Source organism: Brevundimonas sp. TSRC1-1 (assembly GCF_049898245.1).
GTDB classification, from domain to species: Bacteria; Pseudomonadota; Alphaproteobacteria; order Caulobacterales; family Caulobacteraceae; genus Brevundimonas; species Brevundimonas mediterranea_A.
Genome location: NZ_JAFCXI010000002.1, coordinates 572667 through 589451, shown reverse-complemented (window position 1 = coordinate 589451; position 16785 = coordinate 572667). Strand labels below are relative to the sequence as shown.

The 16785-nt window shown below is 69.0% G+C and carries 17 protein-coding genes; 10 read left to right on the top strand and 7 right to left on the bottom strand.

The window, feature by feature from the left end; translation table 11 throughout:
* Positions 1–39 precede the first annotated feature (39 nt).
* Positions 40–390 (bottom strand): hypothetical protein, encoded by a 351-nt coding sequence (locus ACP7CK_RS08830; protein WP_426025764.1) that lies wholly within the window; start codon positions 388–390, stop codon positions 40–42.
* A 140-nt stretch (positions 391–530) separates the two neighbouring features.
* Here ACP7CK_RS08830 and ACP7CK_RS08825 point away from each other — a divergent pair, with 140 nt between their 5' ends.
* The 3 genes from ACP7CK_RS08825 to ACP7CK_RS08815 all read left to right on the top strand — a co-directional run bounded on the left by ACP7CK_RS08825 (position 531) and on the right by ACP7CK_RS08815 (position 3710).
* Positions 531–872, top strand: a complete 342-nt coding sequence (locus ACP7CK_RS08825) for a YMGG-like glycine zipper-containing protein (RefSeq protein WP_008263428.1) — start codon at positions 531–533, stop codon at positions 870–872.
* 123 nt (positions 873–995) lie between these two features.
* On the top strand, positions 996–1442 hold the full coding sequence (locus ACP7CK_RS08820) for an OmpA family protein (RefSeq protein ID WP_426025763.1): 447 nt from the start codon (positions 996–998) through the stop codon (positions 1440–1442).
* 54 nt (positions 1443–1496) lie between these two features.
* Positions 1497–3710: a protein-disulfide reductase DsbD family protein gene (locus ACP7CK_RS08815; RefSeq protein WP_426025762.1), complete on the top strand. Its 2214-nt coding sequence runs from the start codon at positions 1497–1499 to the stop codon at positions 3708–3710.
* A 26-nt stretch (positions 3711–3736) separates the two neighbouring features.
* On the opposite strand, the gene ACP7CK_RS08810 is transcribed toward ACP7CK_RS08815, so the two are convergent.
* Complete coding sequence (locus ACP7CK_RS08810; protein WP_426025761.1) at positions 3737–4213, bottom strand: hypothetical protein; 477 nt, start codon at positions 4211–4213, stop codon at positions 3737–3739.
* Positions 4214–4314: 101 nt separating this feature from the next.
* On the opposite strand from ACP7CK_RS08810, the gene pgi reads away from it, so the two are divergent.
* Complete coding sequence (pgi, locus tag ACP7CK_RS08805) at positions 4315–5922, top strand: glucose-6-phosphate isomerase (RefSeq protein ID WP_426025760.1); 1608 nt, start codon at positions 4315–4317, stop codon at positions 5920–5922.
* Between the two features lie 60 nt (positions 5923–5982).
* Here the strand turns inward: pgi and ACP7CK_RS08800 are convergent, their stop codons facing one another.
* A complete protein-coding gene (locus tag ACP7CK_RS08800; protein WP_008261117.1) occupies positions 5983–6417 on the bottom strand; it encodes a hypothetical protein in 435 nt (144 codons plus the stop codon).
* 303 nt (positions 6418–6720) lie between these two features.
* On the opposite strand from ACP7CK_RS08800, the gene groES reads away from it, so the two are divergent.
* Together groES and groL are read left to right on the top strand one after the other, a co-directional pair.
* Positions 6721–7008 carry a co-chaperone GroES gene (groES, locus tag ACP7CK_RS08795; RefSeq protein ID WP_123288102.1) on the top strand — a complete coding sequence of 96 codons (288 nt, stop codon included), beginning with the start codon at positions 6721–6723 and terminating at the stop codon, positions 7006–7008.
* Between the two features lie 115 nt (positions 7009–7123).
* Positions 7124–8770, top strand: a complete 1647-nt coding sequence (gene groL / locus ACP7CK_RS08790; protein ID WP_426025759.1) for a chaperonin GroEL — start codon at positions 7124–7126, stop codon at positions 8768–8770.
* Positions 8771–9471: 701 nt separating this feature from the next.
* Here groL and ACP7CK_RS08785 read toward each other — a convergent pair.
* Positions 9472–10209, bottom strand: a complete 738-nt coding sequence (locus tag ACP7CK_RS08785) for a glycosyltransferase family 2 protein (protein WP_426025758.1) — start codon at positions 10207–10209, stop codon at positions 9472–9474.
* 76 nt (positions 10210–10285) lie between these two features.
* On the opposite strand from ACP7CK_RS08785, the gene ACP7CK_RS08780 reads away from it, so the two are divergent.
* The 3 genes from ACP7CK_RS08780 (at position 10286) to ACP7CK_RS08770 (ending at position 13408) form a co-directional block, all read left to right on the top strand.
* Positions 10286–11986, top strand: a complete 1701-nt coding sequence (locus ACP7CK_RS08780) for an ArnT family glycosyltransferase (RefSeq protein WP_426025757.1) — start codon at positions 10286–10288, stop codon at positions 11984–11986.
* Positions 11983–12897 (top strand): hydroxymethylglutaryl-CoA lyase, encoded by a 915-nt coding sequence (locus ACP7CK_RS08775; protein ID WP_426025756.1) that lies wholly within the window; start codon positions 11983–11985, stop codon positions 12895–12897. Before ACP7CK_RS08780 ends, ACP7CK_RS08775 begins: the two co-directional genes overlap by 4 nt.
* A gap of 88 nt (positions 12898–12985) precedes the next feature.
* Positions 12986–13408, top strand: coding sequence for a hypothetical protein (locus tag ACP7CK_RS08770; RefSeq protein ID WP_008259054.1), 423 nt, complete (start codon positions 12986–12988; stop codon positions 13406–13408).
* A 224-nt stretch (positions 13409–13632) separates the two neighbouring features.
* Here ACP7CK_RS08770 and ACP7CK_RS08765 read toward each other — a convergent pair whose 3' ends face one another.
* The 3 genes from ACP7CK_RS08765 to trhA all read right to left on the bottom strand — a co-directional run bounded on the left by ACP7CK_RS08765 (position 13633) and on the right by trhA (position 15441).
* A complete protein-coding gene (locus ACP7CK_RS08765) occupies positions 13633–13992 on the bottom strand; it encodes a hypothetical protein (RefSeq protein ID WP_292147637.1) in 360 nt (119 codons plus the stop codon).
* The gene (gene phaR, locus ACP7CK_RS08760; RefSeq protein ID WP_426025755.1) at positions 13989–14624 is read right to left on the bottom strand and encodes a polyhydroxyalkanoate synthesis repressor PhaR; all 636 of its coding nucleotides are present in this window, start codon (positions 14622–14624) and stop codon (positions 13989–13991) included. The genes ACP7CK_RS08765 and phaR overlap by 4 nt, the downstream gene beginning before the upstream one ends.
* A gap of 103 nt (positions 14625–14727) precedes the next feature.
* Entirely contained in the window at positions 14728–15441 is a 714-nt protein-coding gene (gene trhA / locus ACP7CK_RS08755; RefSeq protein ID WP_426025754.1) for a PAQR family membrane homeostasis protein TrhA, read from the bottom strand.
* Positions 15442–15598: 157 nt separating this feature from the next.
* On the opposite strand from trhA, the gene ACP7CK_RS08750 reads away from it, so the two are divergent.
* A complete protein-coding gene (locus tag ACP7CK_RS08750) occupies positions 15599–16774 on the top strand; it encodes an acetyl-CoA C-acetyltransferase (protein WP_426025753.1) in 1176 nt (391 codons plus the stop codon).
* The last annotated feature ends 11 nt before the right edge of the window (positions 16775–16785 follow it).

Sequence of the window (16785 nt, the reverse complement as noted above, 5' to 3'; positions counted from 1 at the left end):
CGAACGTTCAGGCGGCCCGCCCGTTCCCGACAAGCGTGACTATTGCTTCAGTTCGTCGCGGGCGGTCGAGGCGCCGGCCTTCAGGGCGTCGCCGGTCCTTTCGGTCGCCTGACCCGCCTTGTCGGCCGCGACCTCTGCGGCTTCGGGGGCGCGACCCGCCAGTCTCTGCGCCCCGGTCCAGCCGGTCATGATCCAGCCGTCCATCATCCGGCCCGCCGCCTGGACCGATCCTTCCTTGATGGACAAGACCAGGGTGAGGGCGCCGATCAGGGCCAGCAGGGTCACCAGCAGATTGACCAGCGGCGCGGCCGAGGCCTTGCGCTTCTTGCTGCGCGCCCAGATCGGGCCTTCAGCGCCGGCCGCGGCGCACGTCACATCAGAAAACCGCATCATTTCCCCCCAAGGACTGCGCAGGCTGACCCACGCCGGTTAAGCATAGTCGTTTCGACAGAACGACGATAGACAGGGGAACCGGAGCCGTACTCCAGCGTTATCGCCTTCGGGGCGAACCCAGGATAGAGGATTTCATCATGAACAAGGCCATCATCGCGATCGCCGGCGCCGGTCTTTTGGCTTCGGCCTGCGCGAGCGACCCTTACGGCAACTCGAACCAGACCGTGCGCCAGGGCGCCATCGGCGCCGGCCTCGGCGCTGTCGCCGGCGCCGTCATCGGCAACAATGTCGGCGGCGGCAACGCAGCCACCGGCGCCCTGATCGGCGGCGCCCTGGGCGGCGCAGCGGGCGCGATCCGCGGTTCGAGCCAGGACCGCAACAACCAGCAGCGCTACCGCGACAGCCAAGGCCGCACCTACTACTGCTACGACAACCGCCAGGACGAGTGCTACTGGGATAACGGCCAACGCCGTTATTGAGCCGTGACTTCGAACCGGGCCCTGGTCCGGTTCGAGACCGGTTTGAGTTTCGGGAAGGGCGGTTCGTCGTGGACGGGCCGCCTTTTTCGTGCGCAGGACGATGGTGTGACACAGGGGATAGTCATGAAAACGATAACAATTCTGGCTCTGGCTGGCGGAATGCTGGCGGTGGGGGCCTGTGCGACGCCGATGCGGCGGGATCAGATCGTGACCAGCGGTTCCCTGTGCATGCCGGTGCGGTTCGACATCTATTTCCGCGAGAACGAGGCGCGGCTGACCGACGCGGCCGATCAGGCCATCGATGCGGCGGCGGGCGTGCTGCGGACCTGCGACGTGCGCAGCATCCAGGTGGTGGGTCTGGCAGACGCGACCGGAGCGAGCGAGGCCAATCTGAGCCTGTCGCAGCGCCGCGCGCGGACCGTGGCCCAGGCCCTGAACGCGGCGGGCCTGCCGTCGCCGGTGTTCGACGTGGGCGCCGCAGGCGACGCGGGCGCGACCACGGCGGGCGGGACGGCCGAGCCCCTGCGCCGCCGCACCGAAGTGGTCGTGGACGCCCGCCCGCGCCGCTGAACGCGGCTGATCGGACACGCTGACAGAGCGGGTCGCAGGGCCTAGAAGCAGGTCATGCGCCCGACCGCCTTCCTGTACGCCCTGCTGTTTTGCCTCGGCCTGTCCGTCCTGCCGGGCGTTCCGTCCGTCGCCGAAGCCCAGCCGGTCAGCCGGCCGGCCGAGGCGGCGGCGGCCGTGCCGCCCGGTCCGCAACGGGCCGACAATATCGAGGCGGAACTGGTTCTCCTGTCGCGCTGGGCCGCGCCGGGGTCGACCGTCGTGTTGGCGGTGCATCAGACCATCGCGCCCGGCTGGCACACCTATTGGCGCAATCCCGGCGATTCCGGAGGGCCGACCACCCTGGACTGGCGTCTGCCGCCCGGGGTCAAGGCCGGCGAGATCGTCTGGCCCCTGCCCACGCGCCAGCGGCTGATGAGCCTGGTCAACTACGGCTATTCCGGCGACGTCTATCTGCCCGTCCCGATCGAGGTTCCGGCCTCGGCCCGGCCGGGAACCACCCTGCCCCTGACCGTCGACGCCCTGTTCCTGGTGTGCAGCGACCAGATGTGCGTGCCGGTGCAGATGAGCCTGCGTCTGGACCTGCCGATCCGCGAGGGCGCCCCGCCGCCGGACCCCGACCACGGCGCCGCCATCCAGGCCGTGCTGGAGGCCGCGCCGCGACCGGCGGGCCTGGACGCCCGCGCCACCCTGCAGAACGGCGTCCTGACCCTGTCGGCGACGGGCGGCCCCCTGGCGGACCTGACGGCCGGCGCGGGCCTGAGCCGGGCCTATTTCTATCCGTTCGAGGGCGGGATCATCGACCACGCCGCCCCCCAGTCGGGCCAGAGCGGCCCGAACGGGCTGAGCCTGACCCTGACCCCCGGCGGCGACCTGACGGCCAAGGGTCTGAACGGTCCGATCTCGGGCGTCCTGGCCACCGACGCCGGCGCCTGGGAGATCACGGCCCAGCCCGGCGCGGTCCTGGCCGGAACCACCGGCGGCAAGGCCCTGTCCGGCGATGTCGAGACCCCCAGCGCTGCGGCAACCGACCTGAACCTGGGCCTGATCCTGCAATCGGCCCTGTTCGCCCTGGTCGGCGGCCTGATCCTGAACCTGATGCCCTGCGTCTTTCCCATTCTGGCCATGAAGGCCGCCGCCCTGGCCGCCTCGGCCCATCAGCCGCGCGAGGCGCGACGCGACGGCCTGTTGTTCCTGGCCGGGGTTCTGGCGACCTTCCTGGTCCTGGCTGGCGGCCTGCTGGCCCTGCGCGCCGGGGGCGAGGCCGTCGGCTGGGGCTTCCAGCTTCAGTCGCCGGCGGTGATCGCGAGCCTGGCTCTGCTGATGCTGGCGGTGGGGCTGAACCTGTCGGGCGTCTTCCATGTCGGCGCCGGGCTCCAGGGCGCGGGTGCCGGTCCCCTGTCGCGCCTGCCGGGTGGAGCGGGCGCCTTCTTCACCGGGGTTCTGGCCGTGGTCGTCGCCGCCCCCTGCACCGCCCCCTTCATGGCCGCGGCCCTGGGCGCGGCCCTGCTCATGCCCTGGCCGGCGGCGTTGCTGATCTTCCTGATGCTGGGCCTGGGCCTGGGCCTGCCCTATCTGGCCGTCAGCCTGTCGCCCGGCCTGCTGCGGCGCCTGCCCCGGCCCGGCCCATGGATGGATCGGCTGAAGGGCCTGCTGGCCTTCCCCATGTACGGCGCGGCGCTCTGGCTGGTCTGGGTCTTCTCGCGTCAGACCGGCGCGGAGGGACTGGCCCTGCTGATGGCGGCCGCCCTGACCACCGCCTTCGCCCTGTGGCTGTTCGGCCTGACCCAGGCCCAGCGCGCCCTGGGCCGATCCGCCCGCCTGTCCGGCGGATCCAGCCTGATGGCGCTCGGGGCCGCCCTGGTCCTGGCCGTGATCGCCGGTCGCGCGCCGGTTCTGGGGGCGGCCTCGGTCGCCGAGTCCGGTCCCCTGGCCTCCGCGCCCTGGTCCGCCGAATCCGTCCGCGCCGCCCAGGCCGAGGGCCGTCCGGTCCTGGTCAATTTCACGGCTGACTGGTGCGTGACCTGCAAGATCAACGAGCGCGCCGCCCTGTCCTCGCCCCGAGTCGCCGAGGCCCTGAAGGCGACGAACGCCGTCTATCTGGTCGGCGACTGGACCCGCCGTGACGACGCCATCACCCGCGAACTGGAGCGTCACGGCCGCTCGGGCGTGCCCCTGTATCTGCTCTATCCGGCGAACGGCGGCGAGCCCCGCATCCTGCCGCAACTGTTGACCGAAGGCGTGGTCATCGAGGCTCTGAAGGGGGCGTGACGGCCTCCGCCGGGTGACGAGGAAGCCTAGACCTCCGGCTGCGGCGGGGCGGTGATGACCTCGACATTGTCGTTCAGCAGATAGGACAGGTCCGACAGGGCGACGGCGCGGTCGGCGGGCGTGGCCGCCGCCTGAACCGCCTGGACCTTCTTCGGCATGTCCTCGGAAATGCCGCGCAGGATGCATTTCAGATCGCCGTCCGTGCCGCGTTCCTTCAGGATCAGGTGGCCCTGCATGTCGAGCGCGGCCAGCTGTTCGGCCTGGGCCTTGAAGCCGGTGAAGGCCTGGCTGGTGAAGAAGTCCGCCTGATCCGCCGCCTTGGCCGCCGCCCAGCCGTCGACCAGAGCCTTCAGCGCGCCGGACCGGGCGACGATGTCGGCGAACAGGGGCTCGGCCGCCACGGACACGGGGGCGCCGACCGCCGCAGGGGGCTGTTCGGCCGCCAGGGCCACGGCGGGATTGGACAGGGCCAGGGCGATCGTGAGAGCAAGGCCGCAGGACATGAGGGTGACTTCCTGTTTCAGCGTCGGCTAGGACGTTGAACCGACATACGCCCGACCCGTAAACGAGTGTTTACCTTCTTCTCTCTCCCAGAGGACGACCGATGACCCGTGACGACGCCTGGACGACCTTCGACCGCACGGCCGCCGAGGCCGGCGCGACGCGTATCGACCAGCAGTTCGCCGCCGATCCCGACCGGCTGGCGCGGATGTCGGTCGAGGCGGCGGGGCTCTATCTGGACCTGTCGAAACAGAGCTGGACCCAGGCCGCCTTCGAGGCCTGTCTGGATCTGGCCCGCGCCTGCGACGTCGAGGGCCGCCGCGCCGCCCTGTTCGCCGGCGAGGCCGTCAATCTGACCGAGGGCCGGGCCGTGCTGCATCCCGCCCTGCGCGCCCCCGTCGGCGCCGACTTCAAGGCCCTGGGCGAACCGGTCTCGGCCGAGGTGGACGCCGTGCGGGCGGACATGAAGACCTACGCCGACGCCGTCCGCTCGGGCGCCGAGGCGGGGGCCACGGGCAAGAAGTTCGAGGCCATCGTCCATGTCGGCATCGGCGGGTCAGACCTGGGGCCCCGCGTCGTCTGGGACGCCCTGCGCCCGCTGGACCCGGCCATCGACCTGCGCTTCGTCGCCAATATCGATCCGCGCGACATGGCCGAGGCCCTGACCGGCCTGGATCCCGAGACCACCCTGGTCGTGGTCGTGTCCAAGACCTTCACCACCCAGGAAACCCTGGCCAACGCCGAGGCCGCCAAGGCCTGGCTGGCGGCGGCCCTGCCGGCCGAAGGCATGACGAAACACTTCATCGGCGTGACGGCGGCGCCGGACAAGGCGGCGGCCTTCGGCTGCGGCCGCACCTTCGCCTTCCGGGACTGGGTCGGCGGCCGCTATTCGCTGTGGTCGGCGGTCAGCCTGTCGTGCGGCATCGCCCTGGGCTGGGTCGTGTTCGAGGCCATGCTGGCCGGGGCTGCGGCCATGGACGACCATTTCGTCTCGGCCCCGCTGGAGCGGAACGCCCCGATCCTGCTGGCCCTGGCCCAGGTGTTCAATGTCGACGGCCTGAACCGGCCGGCCCGCACCGTGGCGCCCTACGCCCACGCCCTGCGCCGCCTGCCGTCCTTCCTGCAGCAGCTGGAGATGGAGTCGAACGGCAAGCGGGTCCATCGCGACGGAACCCCCGTCACGCGCCAGACCTGCCCGGTGGTGTTCGGCGAGCCCGGCACCAATGGCCAGCACGCCTTCTTCCAGCAGATCCACCAGGGGCCCCAGATCGTCCCGGCCGAGTTCGTGATCGTGGCGAAGACCCATGCCGACGCGCCGGAATCCCCGCTCTGGTCCAACGCCCTGGCCCAGGGCCAGGCCCTGATGCTGGGCAAGACGACCGAGGCGGCCAAGGCGGAAGGCCTGGCCCAGGGCCTGTCGGAGGATGAGGCGACCCGTCTGGCGCCTCACCGGACCTTCACCGGAAACCGCCCCTCGACCGCCATCCTGATGGACCGTCTGACGCCCGAGACCCTGGGCGCCCTGCTGGCCCTCTATGAGCACAAGACCTTCGTCGAGGGCGTGATCTGGGACATCAACAGCTTCGACCAGTGGGGCGTCGAACTGGGCAAGGTCCTGGCCAGGGCGATCCTGAAGGACGTGGACGCCGGCGGCCCCTCCGCCGATCTGGACCCGTCCACCGCGGCCCTGATGACCCGTCTGATGGGGTGACGCGCAGCAAAAAGGCCCGGCCTTGCGGCCGAGCCTATTTCTTGGAGCGACATCCCGCGCCTACCAGCGGCGGTCGTAGCGGTAGTCGCGGCGATCATCGCGGCGGTCATAACGCTGGTCCCGACGATAGTCGCGATAGTCGCGGCGCTGCTCCCAGCGCGGATCCCGGCTGTTGATGCCGTGTTCCCGCTCCCAGTGGCCCTGGTTCCGGTAGCATTGGCCGCCGCGATAATATTCGCAGCCCGAACCCCGGTTCGAGGAGGAGGCCACGGCGCCGATGGCCGCGCCGCCCAGGGCGCCGCCGGCGATATAACGACCGTCGCCGTTGCCGTAGATGGCGCCGGCCAGGCCCCCGACGGCCGCGCCGATCAGGGCGTTGCGGGCGGTGTCGTCGCGGTCGCGGTCACGGGATTGCGCCGAGGCCGGGGCGGCCATCAGGCCCATGGCGACGACAGGAGCGGCGACGGCGGCGGTGATCTTCAACATCTTGGACATGGTCGTCTCCTTTTATTTTCGGGCCGGGTCCGCGTTTCCGAGGAAGGAAATGCATCCAGCGTCGAGACGGTTCTGCCAGCCCCCGCTTGAACGTGCTCGGAGCCCGCCATTCATTTTCGGTTCACTTGTCGCGGAACTTTCGCAGACCGCCCCCGGCCGCCCCGCTTGACGCTGGCCCCTGCTCTGACTAACTCCCGATCGCGTTAGCACTCTCACCGGTCGGCTGCCAAAGCGGTGATCGAGGGGAGGCTGGCCCACCGTTTTCAAGTCGCCCCCGTCCGGGGGAACACAAGGAGAGAACCGATGGCGTTTCGTCCGCTCGGCGACCGCGTGCTGGTCAAGCGCGTTGAAGAAGAATCCAAGACCAAGGGCGGGATCATCATCCCCGACACCGCCAAGGAAAAGCCGCAGGAAGGCGAAGTCGTCTCCGTCGGCCCCGGCGCCCGCGACGACAGCGGCAAGGTCAATGCTCTGGAACTGAAGGCCGGCGACCGCATCCTGTTCGGCAAGTGGTCGGGCACGGAAGTGAAGATCGACGGCGAAGACCTGATCATCATGAAAGAGTCGGACGTCCTGGGCGTCCTCAGCTGAGCTCGTGAGTCGTGAGGCGTGACTCGTGAATGGCGCGACCCAAGGTCTGCCGCCGCTCCAGCCACCCATCACGATTCACTAATCACCCTTCACGCCTTTCAAAGGAGCTGCCCGCATGGCCGCTAAAATCGTACACTTCAACACCGACGCGCGCGACAAGATGCTGCGCGGCGTCAACGTGCTCGCCAACGCCGTCAAGGTGACGCTCGGTCCCAAGGGCCGCAACGTCGTGATCCAGAAGTCCTTCGGCGCCCCGCGCTCGACCAAGGACGGCGTGTCGGTCGCCAAAGAGATCGAGCTGGAAGACGCCTTCGAGAACATGGGCGCCCAGATGATCCGCGAAGTCGCGTCGAAGACGAACGACAAGGCGGGCGACGGCACCACCACCGCGACCGTCCTGGCTCAAGCCATCGTGCAAGAGGGCCTCAAGGCCGTCGCCGCCGGCATGAACCCGATGGATCTGAAGCGCGGCATCGACAAGGCCGTCGGCCTGGTGCTGGAAGAGATCAAGGCCAAGTCCAAGCCCGTCTCGAACAACTCGGAAATCGCCCAGGTCGGCACCATCTCGGCCAACGGCGACTCGGAAATCGGTGAACTGATCGCCCAGGCCATGGCCAAGGTCGGCAACGAAGGCGTCATCACCGTCGAAGAAGCCAAGACCGCCGACACCACCGTCGACGTCGTCGAAGGCATGCAGTTCGACCGCGGCTACCTGTCGCCCTACTTCATCACCAACGCCGACAAGATGGAGGTTCAACTCGAAGAGCCTCTGATCCTGCTGTTCGAGAAGAAGCTGACCTCGCTGCAGGCCATGCTGCCGATCCTGGAAGCCGTGGTGCAGTCGGGCCGTCCGCTGCTGATCATCGCCGAGGACATCGAAGGCGAAGCCCTGGCCACCCTGGTGGTCAACAAGCTGCGCGGCGGCCTGCGCGTCGCCGCCGTCAAGGCTCCGGGCTTCGGCGACCGCCGCAAGGCCATGCTGGAAGACATCGCCATCCTGACGGGCGGCCAGGTCATCTCGGAAGACCTGGGCATCAAGCTTGAGACCGTCACCCTCGACATGCTCGGCAAGGCCAAGAAGGTCTCGATCACCAAGGACGACACCACCATCGTCGAAGGCGTCGGCGAGAAGGACGCGATCGAAGCCCGCGTGGCCCAGATCAAGCGCCAGATCGAAGACACCACCTCCGACTACGACAAGGAAAAGCTGCAGGAACGTCTGGCCAAGCTGGCCGGCGGCGTCGCGGTTCTCCGCGTCGGCGGTTCGACCGAAGTCGAAGTGAAGGAAAAGAAGGACCGCGTCGACGACGCCCTGAACGCCACGCGCGCCGCGGCTGACGAAGGCATCGTTCCGGGCGGCGGCATCGCCCTGCTGAAGGCCTCCAAGATCCTGGCCGACGTCAAGGGCGACAACGCCGACCAGAACGCCGGCATCGCGATCATCCGTCGCGCCCTGCAGGCCCCGATCCGTCAGATCGCCGAAAACTCCGGCGTCGAAGGCTCGATCGTGGTCGGCAAGGTTCTGGAAAACGAAGACGCCTCGTTCGGCTTCAACGCCCAGACCGAAGAATACGGCGACCTGGTCAAGATGGGCGTCATCGACCCCGCCAAGGTCGTCCGCACGGCCCTGCAAGACGCCGCTTCGGTGGCCGGCATTCTGATCACCACGGAAGCCGCCGTCGCCGACGCCCCCAAGAAGTCGGGCGGCGCCGGCGCCCCCGACATGGGTGGAATGGGCGGCATGGGCGGCATGGACTTCTAAGTCCAAGCCACTCCAGGCTGAGAATGCAGAAGGGCGGGACCGCAAGGTCCCGCCCTTTTTGTTTGCGCCGGCGAGGGGTGACGCGCCCCCTCCGTCACGGCGCTCTGCGCCGCGCCACCTCCCCCAAGGGGGGGAGGAATGCGAACACCGAAATCCTCCCCCCTTGGGGGAGGTGGATCGCCGGCGAAGCCGGCGAGACGGAGGGGGCCCGAACGGCGCCAACTGTCACAATGACGCTGGTCCTGCCGTAATGATTCCAAGGGCTTGTCAGTTTCTCGCCCCGACTTCCCCGCCAGGGTTTCCCCGTCCCCTATAATCACGCCCGGTCTCGTCGCTTGGAGGGCTCGTAAGGCCTGCGACCTTGCGGCGGCGAGAGCGGATGGAACGGGAGCGGGGGTGCAACTCCTCCGCGCCGACGGCGTCTCAAAACGCCGGCGGAGGGTCGAGGGGGATACTCGGCCGCACTCGGGACGGGGTTTCGCAGACCCTGCCGACCCGTCGCAGGCTTATGGGGTTAGGCGATAAGACCGCCACCGCTCGGCGCCCCGAGCTTGCAGGCCAACCAACCGCGCGGGGCGTCAAACCTTCGTCGAAACGGTACTCAGAACACAAAACTCCGGGCGAAGGCCCGGCGCCCCGCCCAGCCCTCCGCTTCCAAAGGGCCTCCAAACTCCGCCGAACGGACGGAGCGTTTCGCCGTGTCAGAATTCCGAAATCGCGCCCGGACGGCGCGAGCGGGTCTTCAGCCACATGACGCCCAGCAGGTCCGAGAAGGAGGCCCGCAGACGGCCCCAGTTGGTGTATTTCGACTGGCCCGTCTCGCGGTGGCGGTGGTCGACGTCGAGATACTGGTTGCGGAAGCCTTCGCGGATCATCAGGGCCGGCAGATAGCGATGGATGTGATCGAAATAGGGAAGGCGCAGGAAGACGTCGCGGCGGAAGGCCTTCAGGCCGCAGCCGGTGTCGTCGGCGTCGTCGCCCAGCAGGCGGCGGCGGATGCGGTTGGCCCAGATCGAGGCCTGGCGCTTGGCCTGGCTGTCCTGGCGCTTGGCGCGGCGGCCGCCGACCAGGCCCACATCGGCCGGCGCGGCCAGCAGGGCGTCGACCAGGCGCGGGGCGTCGGCCGGCGGGTTCTGGCCGTCGCCGTCCATGGTGACGACCACGGGGGCGCGGGCGGCCAGCACCCCGGTGCGGACCGCCCGGCTCTGGCCCGCATTGGTCCCGTGGGACAGGACCCGCAGGGCCGGCAGTTCGGCCATGGCGGCCCTCAGCTCCGACAGGGTCGCGTCCCTGGAGGCGTCGTCGACGAAGATCATCTCATAGGATCGGCCGGCGAAGGCGTCCGCGATCTCGCGGGCCAGGGGGACGGCGGCGCCCGCCTCGTCATGGACAGGCACGACGACGGAGATCAGAGGCGCAGGATTGTGTTCGGCGGTCATGGCCGCTCCATAGACGAGATCGAGCGCTTAGGGGAGACGGCTGACGACGGGCCGGTCGCCGTGTAAGGAGTCTCTCATGAAGACTTTCGCTCTGGATCGCCGCATCGCCGGCTGGAAGGGTCCGCTCCTGGCGGCCCTGCTGACGCTGATCGCCGGCCTGCCCGGCCTGCTGCTGCTGCCGCCGCTGGACCGGGACGAGAGCCGCTTCGCCCAGGCCACGGCCCAGATGCTGGAGAGCGGCGACTATGTCGACATCCGCTTCCAGGACGAACCGCGCTGGAAGAAGCCGGTCGGCATCTACTGGATGCAGGCCGCCGCCGTCGCCCTGACCTCGGATGTCGAGGATCGCGACATCGCCCCTTACCGGATTCCGTCGCTGCTCGGCGCCATGCTGGCCGCCTGGGCCGTGGCCTGGGCCGGGTCGGCCCTGTTGGGCGCCCGCGTCGGCTTCTTCGGCGGCGCGATCATGGGGGCCACCTTCCTGCTGTCGACCGAGGCGGGCATCGCCAAGACCGACGCCATGCTGTGCGGCGCCACCACCCTGGCCATGGCGGCCCTGGCGCGGATCTATATGGCGACACGGGCCGGAGAACGGCCGATCCGGCCGCACAAGCTGCTGTTCTGGATCGGGGTCGGCCTGTCGATCCTGATCAAGGGACCGATCGGGCTTCTGGTCATCGCCCTGGCCGTGATCGCCCTGTCGATCTGGGACCGGAACATCAAATGGCTGGCGCGCCTCGGCTGGGGCTGGGGCCTGCCCCTGGTCGCCCTGATGGTCGGGCCCTGGGCCATCGCCATCACCATCGCCACCGACGGCGGCTTCTGGCGCGAAGCCATCGGCGGCGACCTGGCGCCCAAGATCGCCGGCGCCCACGAAAGCCATTCGGGCTTCCCCGGCCTGTATCTGCTGCTGGCGCCCCTGCTCTTCTTCCCCTCGACCCTGCTGCTGCCGGCGGCCGTCTCGACCGGCTGGAGCCGGCGGGCCGAGCCGGCCATCCGCTTCCTGGTCTGCTGGCTGGTTCCCGGCTGGCTGATGTTCGAACTGGCCCCGACCAAGCTGTGGCACTACACCCTGCCGACCTTCGGGGCGCTGGCCCTGCTGGCCGCCGCCGCCCTGGCGCGGCCCATCGGCAAGGTGTCGCGCATCACCGGCGCCGCCCTGGCCCTGTTCGCCGCCCTGCTGATCATCGGCGTCACCGTCTATGGGCTGACGGTCTATGGCACCTCGACGGCCCAGACCTGGGCGGCCCTGACCGTGGTCACCACCCTGGCCGCAGCCGCCGTGGGCGCCTTCCTGCTGCTGAACCGGGCCCCGGTCGCGGCCCTGGTCGCGTCCCTGGCCTTCGGCATCGTGGCCCACGGCGCCCTGGCCGGGACCATCCGCCAGCTGCGGCCCCTGGCCATCGCCCCCCAGCTGGAGAAGACGCTTGAGGCCGCCGACCTGCATCCGCGCCAGGGCCGCACGCCCGGCCCCGTCGCCATCACCACCTATCATGAGCCCAGCTTCGTCTTCCTGACCGGCCGGGACACGGACCTGACCGACGCCGAGGGCGCCGCCCGCGCCCTGGCCGAGGGCCGGCCCGCCATAGTCGAAGGGCGCGACGCCGACGCCTTCCGCGCCGCCGCCGGACGACTGGGCGTGTCGGGCCGGGCCGTCGGGGTGGTGCGGGGCTACAACTATTCGGGCGGGGACGAGATGACCCTGACCGTCTATGCGCCGCCGCCCCGGCCCGGAACAGGCGATGACGCAGGCGATGGCGCAGGCGAAGCCCCATGAGCCGGTTCATCCAGATCGTCGAGGTCGGCCCCCGCGACGGGCTGCAGAACGAGAAGGCCGTGCTGGAGCCCGCCGTCCGCGTCGATCTGGTGCGGCGGCTGGAAGCGGCCGGCGCGCGCCGGATCGAGGCCGTCTCCTTCGTCCATCCCAAATATGTGCCGCAGATGGCCGGTGCCGAAGAGGTGATGGCCGCCCTGCCGCACGCGGCGGGCCGAAGCCGCATCGGCCTGGTCCTGAACGGCAAGGGCTATGACCGGGCGCTGGCGACGGGGGTGGACGAGGTCAATGTCTCGGTGGCCGCCACCGACGGCTTCGGCCTGAAGAACCAGGGCCTGTCGGTCAAGGACCAGCTGGCCATGCTGGGCGAGATCGTCGCCCGCCGACACAATGCGGCGGCGTCGGACGGCGCCCCGTCCCTGTCGGCCATAATCTCGTGCGTCTGGGGCTGTCCGTTCGAGGGCGAGGTCTCGGTGGATCAGGTGACGGACATGGTCGGGGCCCTGGCGGACCTGGGCGTCGCAGAGATCGGCCTGGCCGACACCATCGGCGCCGGCGATCCCTGGGCCGTGACGCGCAAGGTCGAGGCCGCCCGCAAGGCCGCGCCCGACGCCGTGCTGCGCCTGCATTTCCACGACACCCGCAACACCGGCCTGGCCAACGCCTACGCCGGGGTCGAGGCCGGGATCGACGTTCTGGACGCCTCGGTCGGCGGCATCGGCGGCTGTCCCTTCGCCCCGGGCGCCACCGGCAATATCGCCACCGAGGACCTGGTCTATATGCTGGCGCGCGGCGGATTCGAGACCGGCTATGATCTGGACGCCCTGATCGCCACGGCCCGCTGGATCGGCGAGGCCCTCGGCCGCCCGGCCCCGTCCGCCCTCAGCCGCGCGGGCGGATTTCCCCGCGCCTGAGCACGCCGTCACCTCCGTCGTGGCGAAACGGGACAAATAGAGTTAATCAAGCTTAACAAGCGCAGCCGTTGCGCCGGGGAGGACCGCCATGCTGATCGCCATACCCCTGCTGCTGATCCCGGTGATCCTGTACAATATCGTCGTGCTGTTCGGCGCGCCGGGCGACATGGGCATGGCCCAGGCCGACGCCATTCTGCGCGATCCGATGTTCTCGATCCCGATGGCGTCCGGCGCCCAGTGGAATATCGGTTCGGGCGACCTGATCCTGTTCCTGGGCCTGATCCTGCTGTTCTTCGAGCTGATCAAATCGACCTCCAGCCAGAAGGTCGCCATCGTCAATCACGCCCTGTCGATGGTCCTGTTCATCGTCGTCCTGGTCGAATTCCTGCTGATCCGCGGCTTCGCCACCTCGACCTTCTTCCTGATCGTGGTGATGATCCTGCTGGACGTCCTGGCCGGCTTCATCGTCACCATCATCTCGTCCCGCAAGGACTTCGATCTCGGGAACTGACGGCTTGATCAGGCCTCAGGCCGCCCGACAGAGGGATGGACCCCGTGCGGCCTCAAGCAGCCCAACAGGGCGATAGGCCCCTAGGAAAAAGCCGTGAAGATCAGGGCGACGACGGCGACGTCGAAAACCTTGGCGGCGAGATGAAGGGCGGGCATGGGCTGGTCCGAAAAGAGGCGTTCTGGCCCCGCCCCAGCAAACCCCGTGCCGCTCAGCCCCGGCGGCGGTCAGATGTCGGTCTTGGCCGCCCGGCCCAAGGGAGGACGCCGCTCCGCCTCGCCTGAATATTCGGCGCCCATATAGGCGGCGCGGGCCGCGCCCAGCACGGGGGGGCCGCCGCGCAGACCGCGCTTCTGGCCACGCTGCCCCATCTGCTGGGCGACAAAGGCCGCCGCACCGGGGTCGGCCGCTACATGGACGGCAGGTCTTGCCGGGGCGGTTTCGGGCTTGAACTCGGGTTCGGCGGGTTCGACCGGAACCAGGGCGCGAGACCTCTCCTGATCGGCCCGGCGCTCGCGTTCCCGGCGCTCGCCTTCGCGGCGATCGATCCGCTCAGGCCCGCCGACCGCTCCTATGCGCTCGGTCATTTCGCCTTCGACCCGCCCGCCAGACGATCGATCTGGGCGCGCATCTCGTCCATCTGGCGACGCATCTCGTCCAGGGCGTCGGGCGCCGCCGGAGCCGCGTCCCCGGTTTCCGTCGGCGCCGCCTGAGACGCCGTTTGGGACTCGGTCCGGGAATAGCCGAAGGCGGGGAACATCTGCATGGCCCGTTCGAACATGGCCATGTTGGCCTTGGCCGCCTCCTCCATCAGGGTCGCGCCCGATCCCGTGCCGAAGGCCCGGCTCATCTGACTGGCGAACTGTTCCTGCTGGCGGCCGAAATTGGCCAGCGACATCTCCAGGTAGGAGGGCAGAACCCCCTGCATGGAGCCGCCGTAAAATCCGATCAGCTGACGCAGGAACTGCACCGGCAGCAGGGCTTCGCCCCGGCTTTCTTCCTCGAAGATGATCTGGGTCAGGATCTGGCGGGTCAGGTCGTCGTTGGTCTTGGCGTCATAGACGACGAACTCGGTCCCTTCGCGCACCATGGCGGCCAGGTCCTCCAGCGTCACATAGGCGCTGGTCCGCGTATTATAGAGTCTGCGGTTCGCATACTTCTTGATGACGACCTGGGCGCCGTCGCCGTGTTTTCCACCCTTGATCTTTTCGTCAGCCACGCTTGTTCTCGCGATGTTGCAACGCGTCACTATCCTCCGTTGCGACGCGATGCGCCAGAGGGGGGATTCGGCGGCCTGAACACGCAGGGATCGGACGGATATCCTAGTGGCTCATCGCGGGGGCCAGAACCACGCCCACCAGTACCGCCGTCCAGTGGACGGTCGCCCCGGTGACCACGAAACCGTGCCAGATGGCCCGGCGGAAACGCACCTTGGGGCTGATGAAGACCAGGACCCCGGCGGTGTAGATCAGACCGCCGATCACCAGCAGGGCCAGGGCGACCGGATGGACCGTCTCGACCATGGGCTTGAGGGCGGCCACGGCCAGCCAGCCGAACACCACATAGACGCCGCTCCAGAACTTGTCGGAAATGCGTGGCGCGAACAGTTTCACCCCGGCGCCCACGAAGGCCAGGGTCCAGATCAGGGCGGTGAAGCCGACCGACCACAGGCCTTCGAATCTCTGGGTGGTGAAGGGCGTATAACTGCCGGCGATCATCAGGAAGATGGCGGCCTCGTCGAGCCGTCGAAGCACAGGTCGCGCGGCGCAGGGCTTGGTCCAGTTGTAAATCGTCGAGGCGGTCAGCATGCCGACCAGACACAGGGCGTAGATGGCCGTGGCCATGACCCCGCCGATTCCGGCGTAGACTCCCGCCAGACCGGCCAGGATGACGCCCCCGACCGCCGCCAGCATCAGACCGATGACATGGACCCAGAGGTCCGCCAGTCTTTCGGCGCGCGTCTGGTAGTGCTCGATCATGTCCAGCTCGTCCGGCGTGCAGACGTGGGCGGCGAAGCGTTTCAGCGTGCGGAGCATGGCCAATCAAATCCAGGATCGTCCGTATCGTTCCTCCAGAATGCGCCGACAGGGTGACGAATGACTGAATCTGCGGCGGTCTGTTTCGGCCACAGGTGACGAAGCCGCCGGGATGCGGCAAAACGGCAACTCATTATTCCGCATCGAGTGAAATCCCATGACCGAGGTCGTCATCGTCTCCGCCGCCCGCACGCCCGTCGGGTCCTTCCTGGGGGCCCTGTCCGCGCTGCCGGCGTCGAAACTGGGCGAGGTCGCCATTCGGGCGGCGCTGGAACGGGCGGGCGTGTCGGGCGAAGAGGTCGATGAGGTGATCCTGGGCCATGTGCTGCAGGCCGCCGCCGGACAGGGCCCGGCCCGTCAGGCCGCCGTCGGCGCCGGGGTGCGCCAGGCGGCGCCGGCCTGGAGCCTGAACCAGATCTGCGGCTCGGGCCTGCGCGCCGTCGCCATCGCCGCCCAGCAGATCGCCCTGGGCGACGCGAAGATCGTCGTCGCCGGCGGACAGGAGAGCATGAGCCAGGCGCCGCACGCCCAGCAGCTGCGGGCCGGGCACAAGATGGGCGACGTCGCCCTGATCGACACCATGATCAAGGACGGGCTGTGGGACGCCTTCAACGGCTACCACATGGGCCAGACGGCCGAGAACATCGCCGACAAATGGGCCATCACCCGTGAGGCCCAGGACGAATTCGCCCTCGCCAGCCAGAACAAGGCCGAGGCGGCGCAAAACGCAGGTCGGTTCGACGCCGAGATCGTTCCGGTCGTCATTCCCGGCAAGAAGGGCGACGTCGTCGTCGACAAGGACGAATACATCCGCCACGGCGCGACCATCGAGCTGATGCAGAAACTGCGGCCGGCCTTCGCCAAGGAGGGCAGCGTCACGGCCGCCAACGCCTCGGGCCTGAACGACGGCGCCGCCGCCCTGGTGCTGATGAGCGCCGATGAGGCGAAGGCCCGCGGCCTGGAGCCCCTGGCCCGCATCGTCTCGTCCGCCACGGCCGGGGTCGATCCGGCGATCATGGGCACGGGGCCGATCCCCGCCTCGAAGAAGGCGCTGGAAAAGGCGGGCTGGACCGTCGCCGATCTGGATCTGGTGGAATCCAACGAGGCCTTCGCCGCCCAGAGCCTGTGCGTGGTCAAGGAGCTGGGTCTCGACCCGGCCAAGGTGAACGTCAACGGCGGCGCCATCGCCATCGGCCATCCCATCGGCGCCTCGGGCGCCCGCATCCTCACCACCCTGCTGTTCGAGATGAAGCGGTCGGGCGCGAAAAAGGGCCTGGCGACCCTGTGCATCGGCGGCGGCATGGGCGTGGCCATGTGCGTAGAGCGCGCCTGACCCCGTAAAAA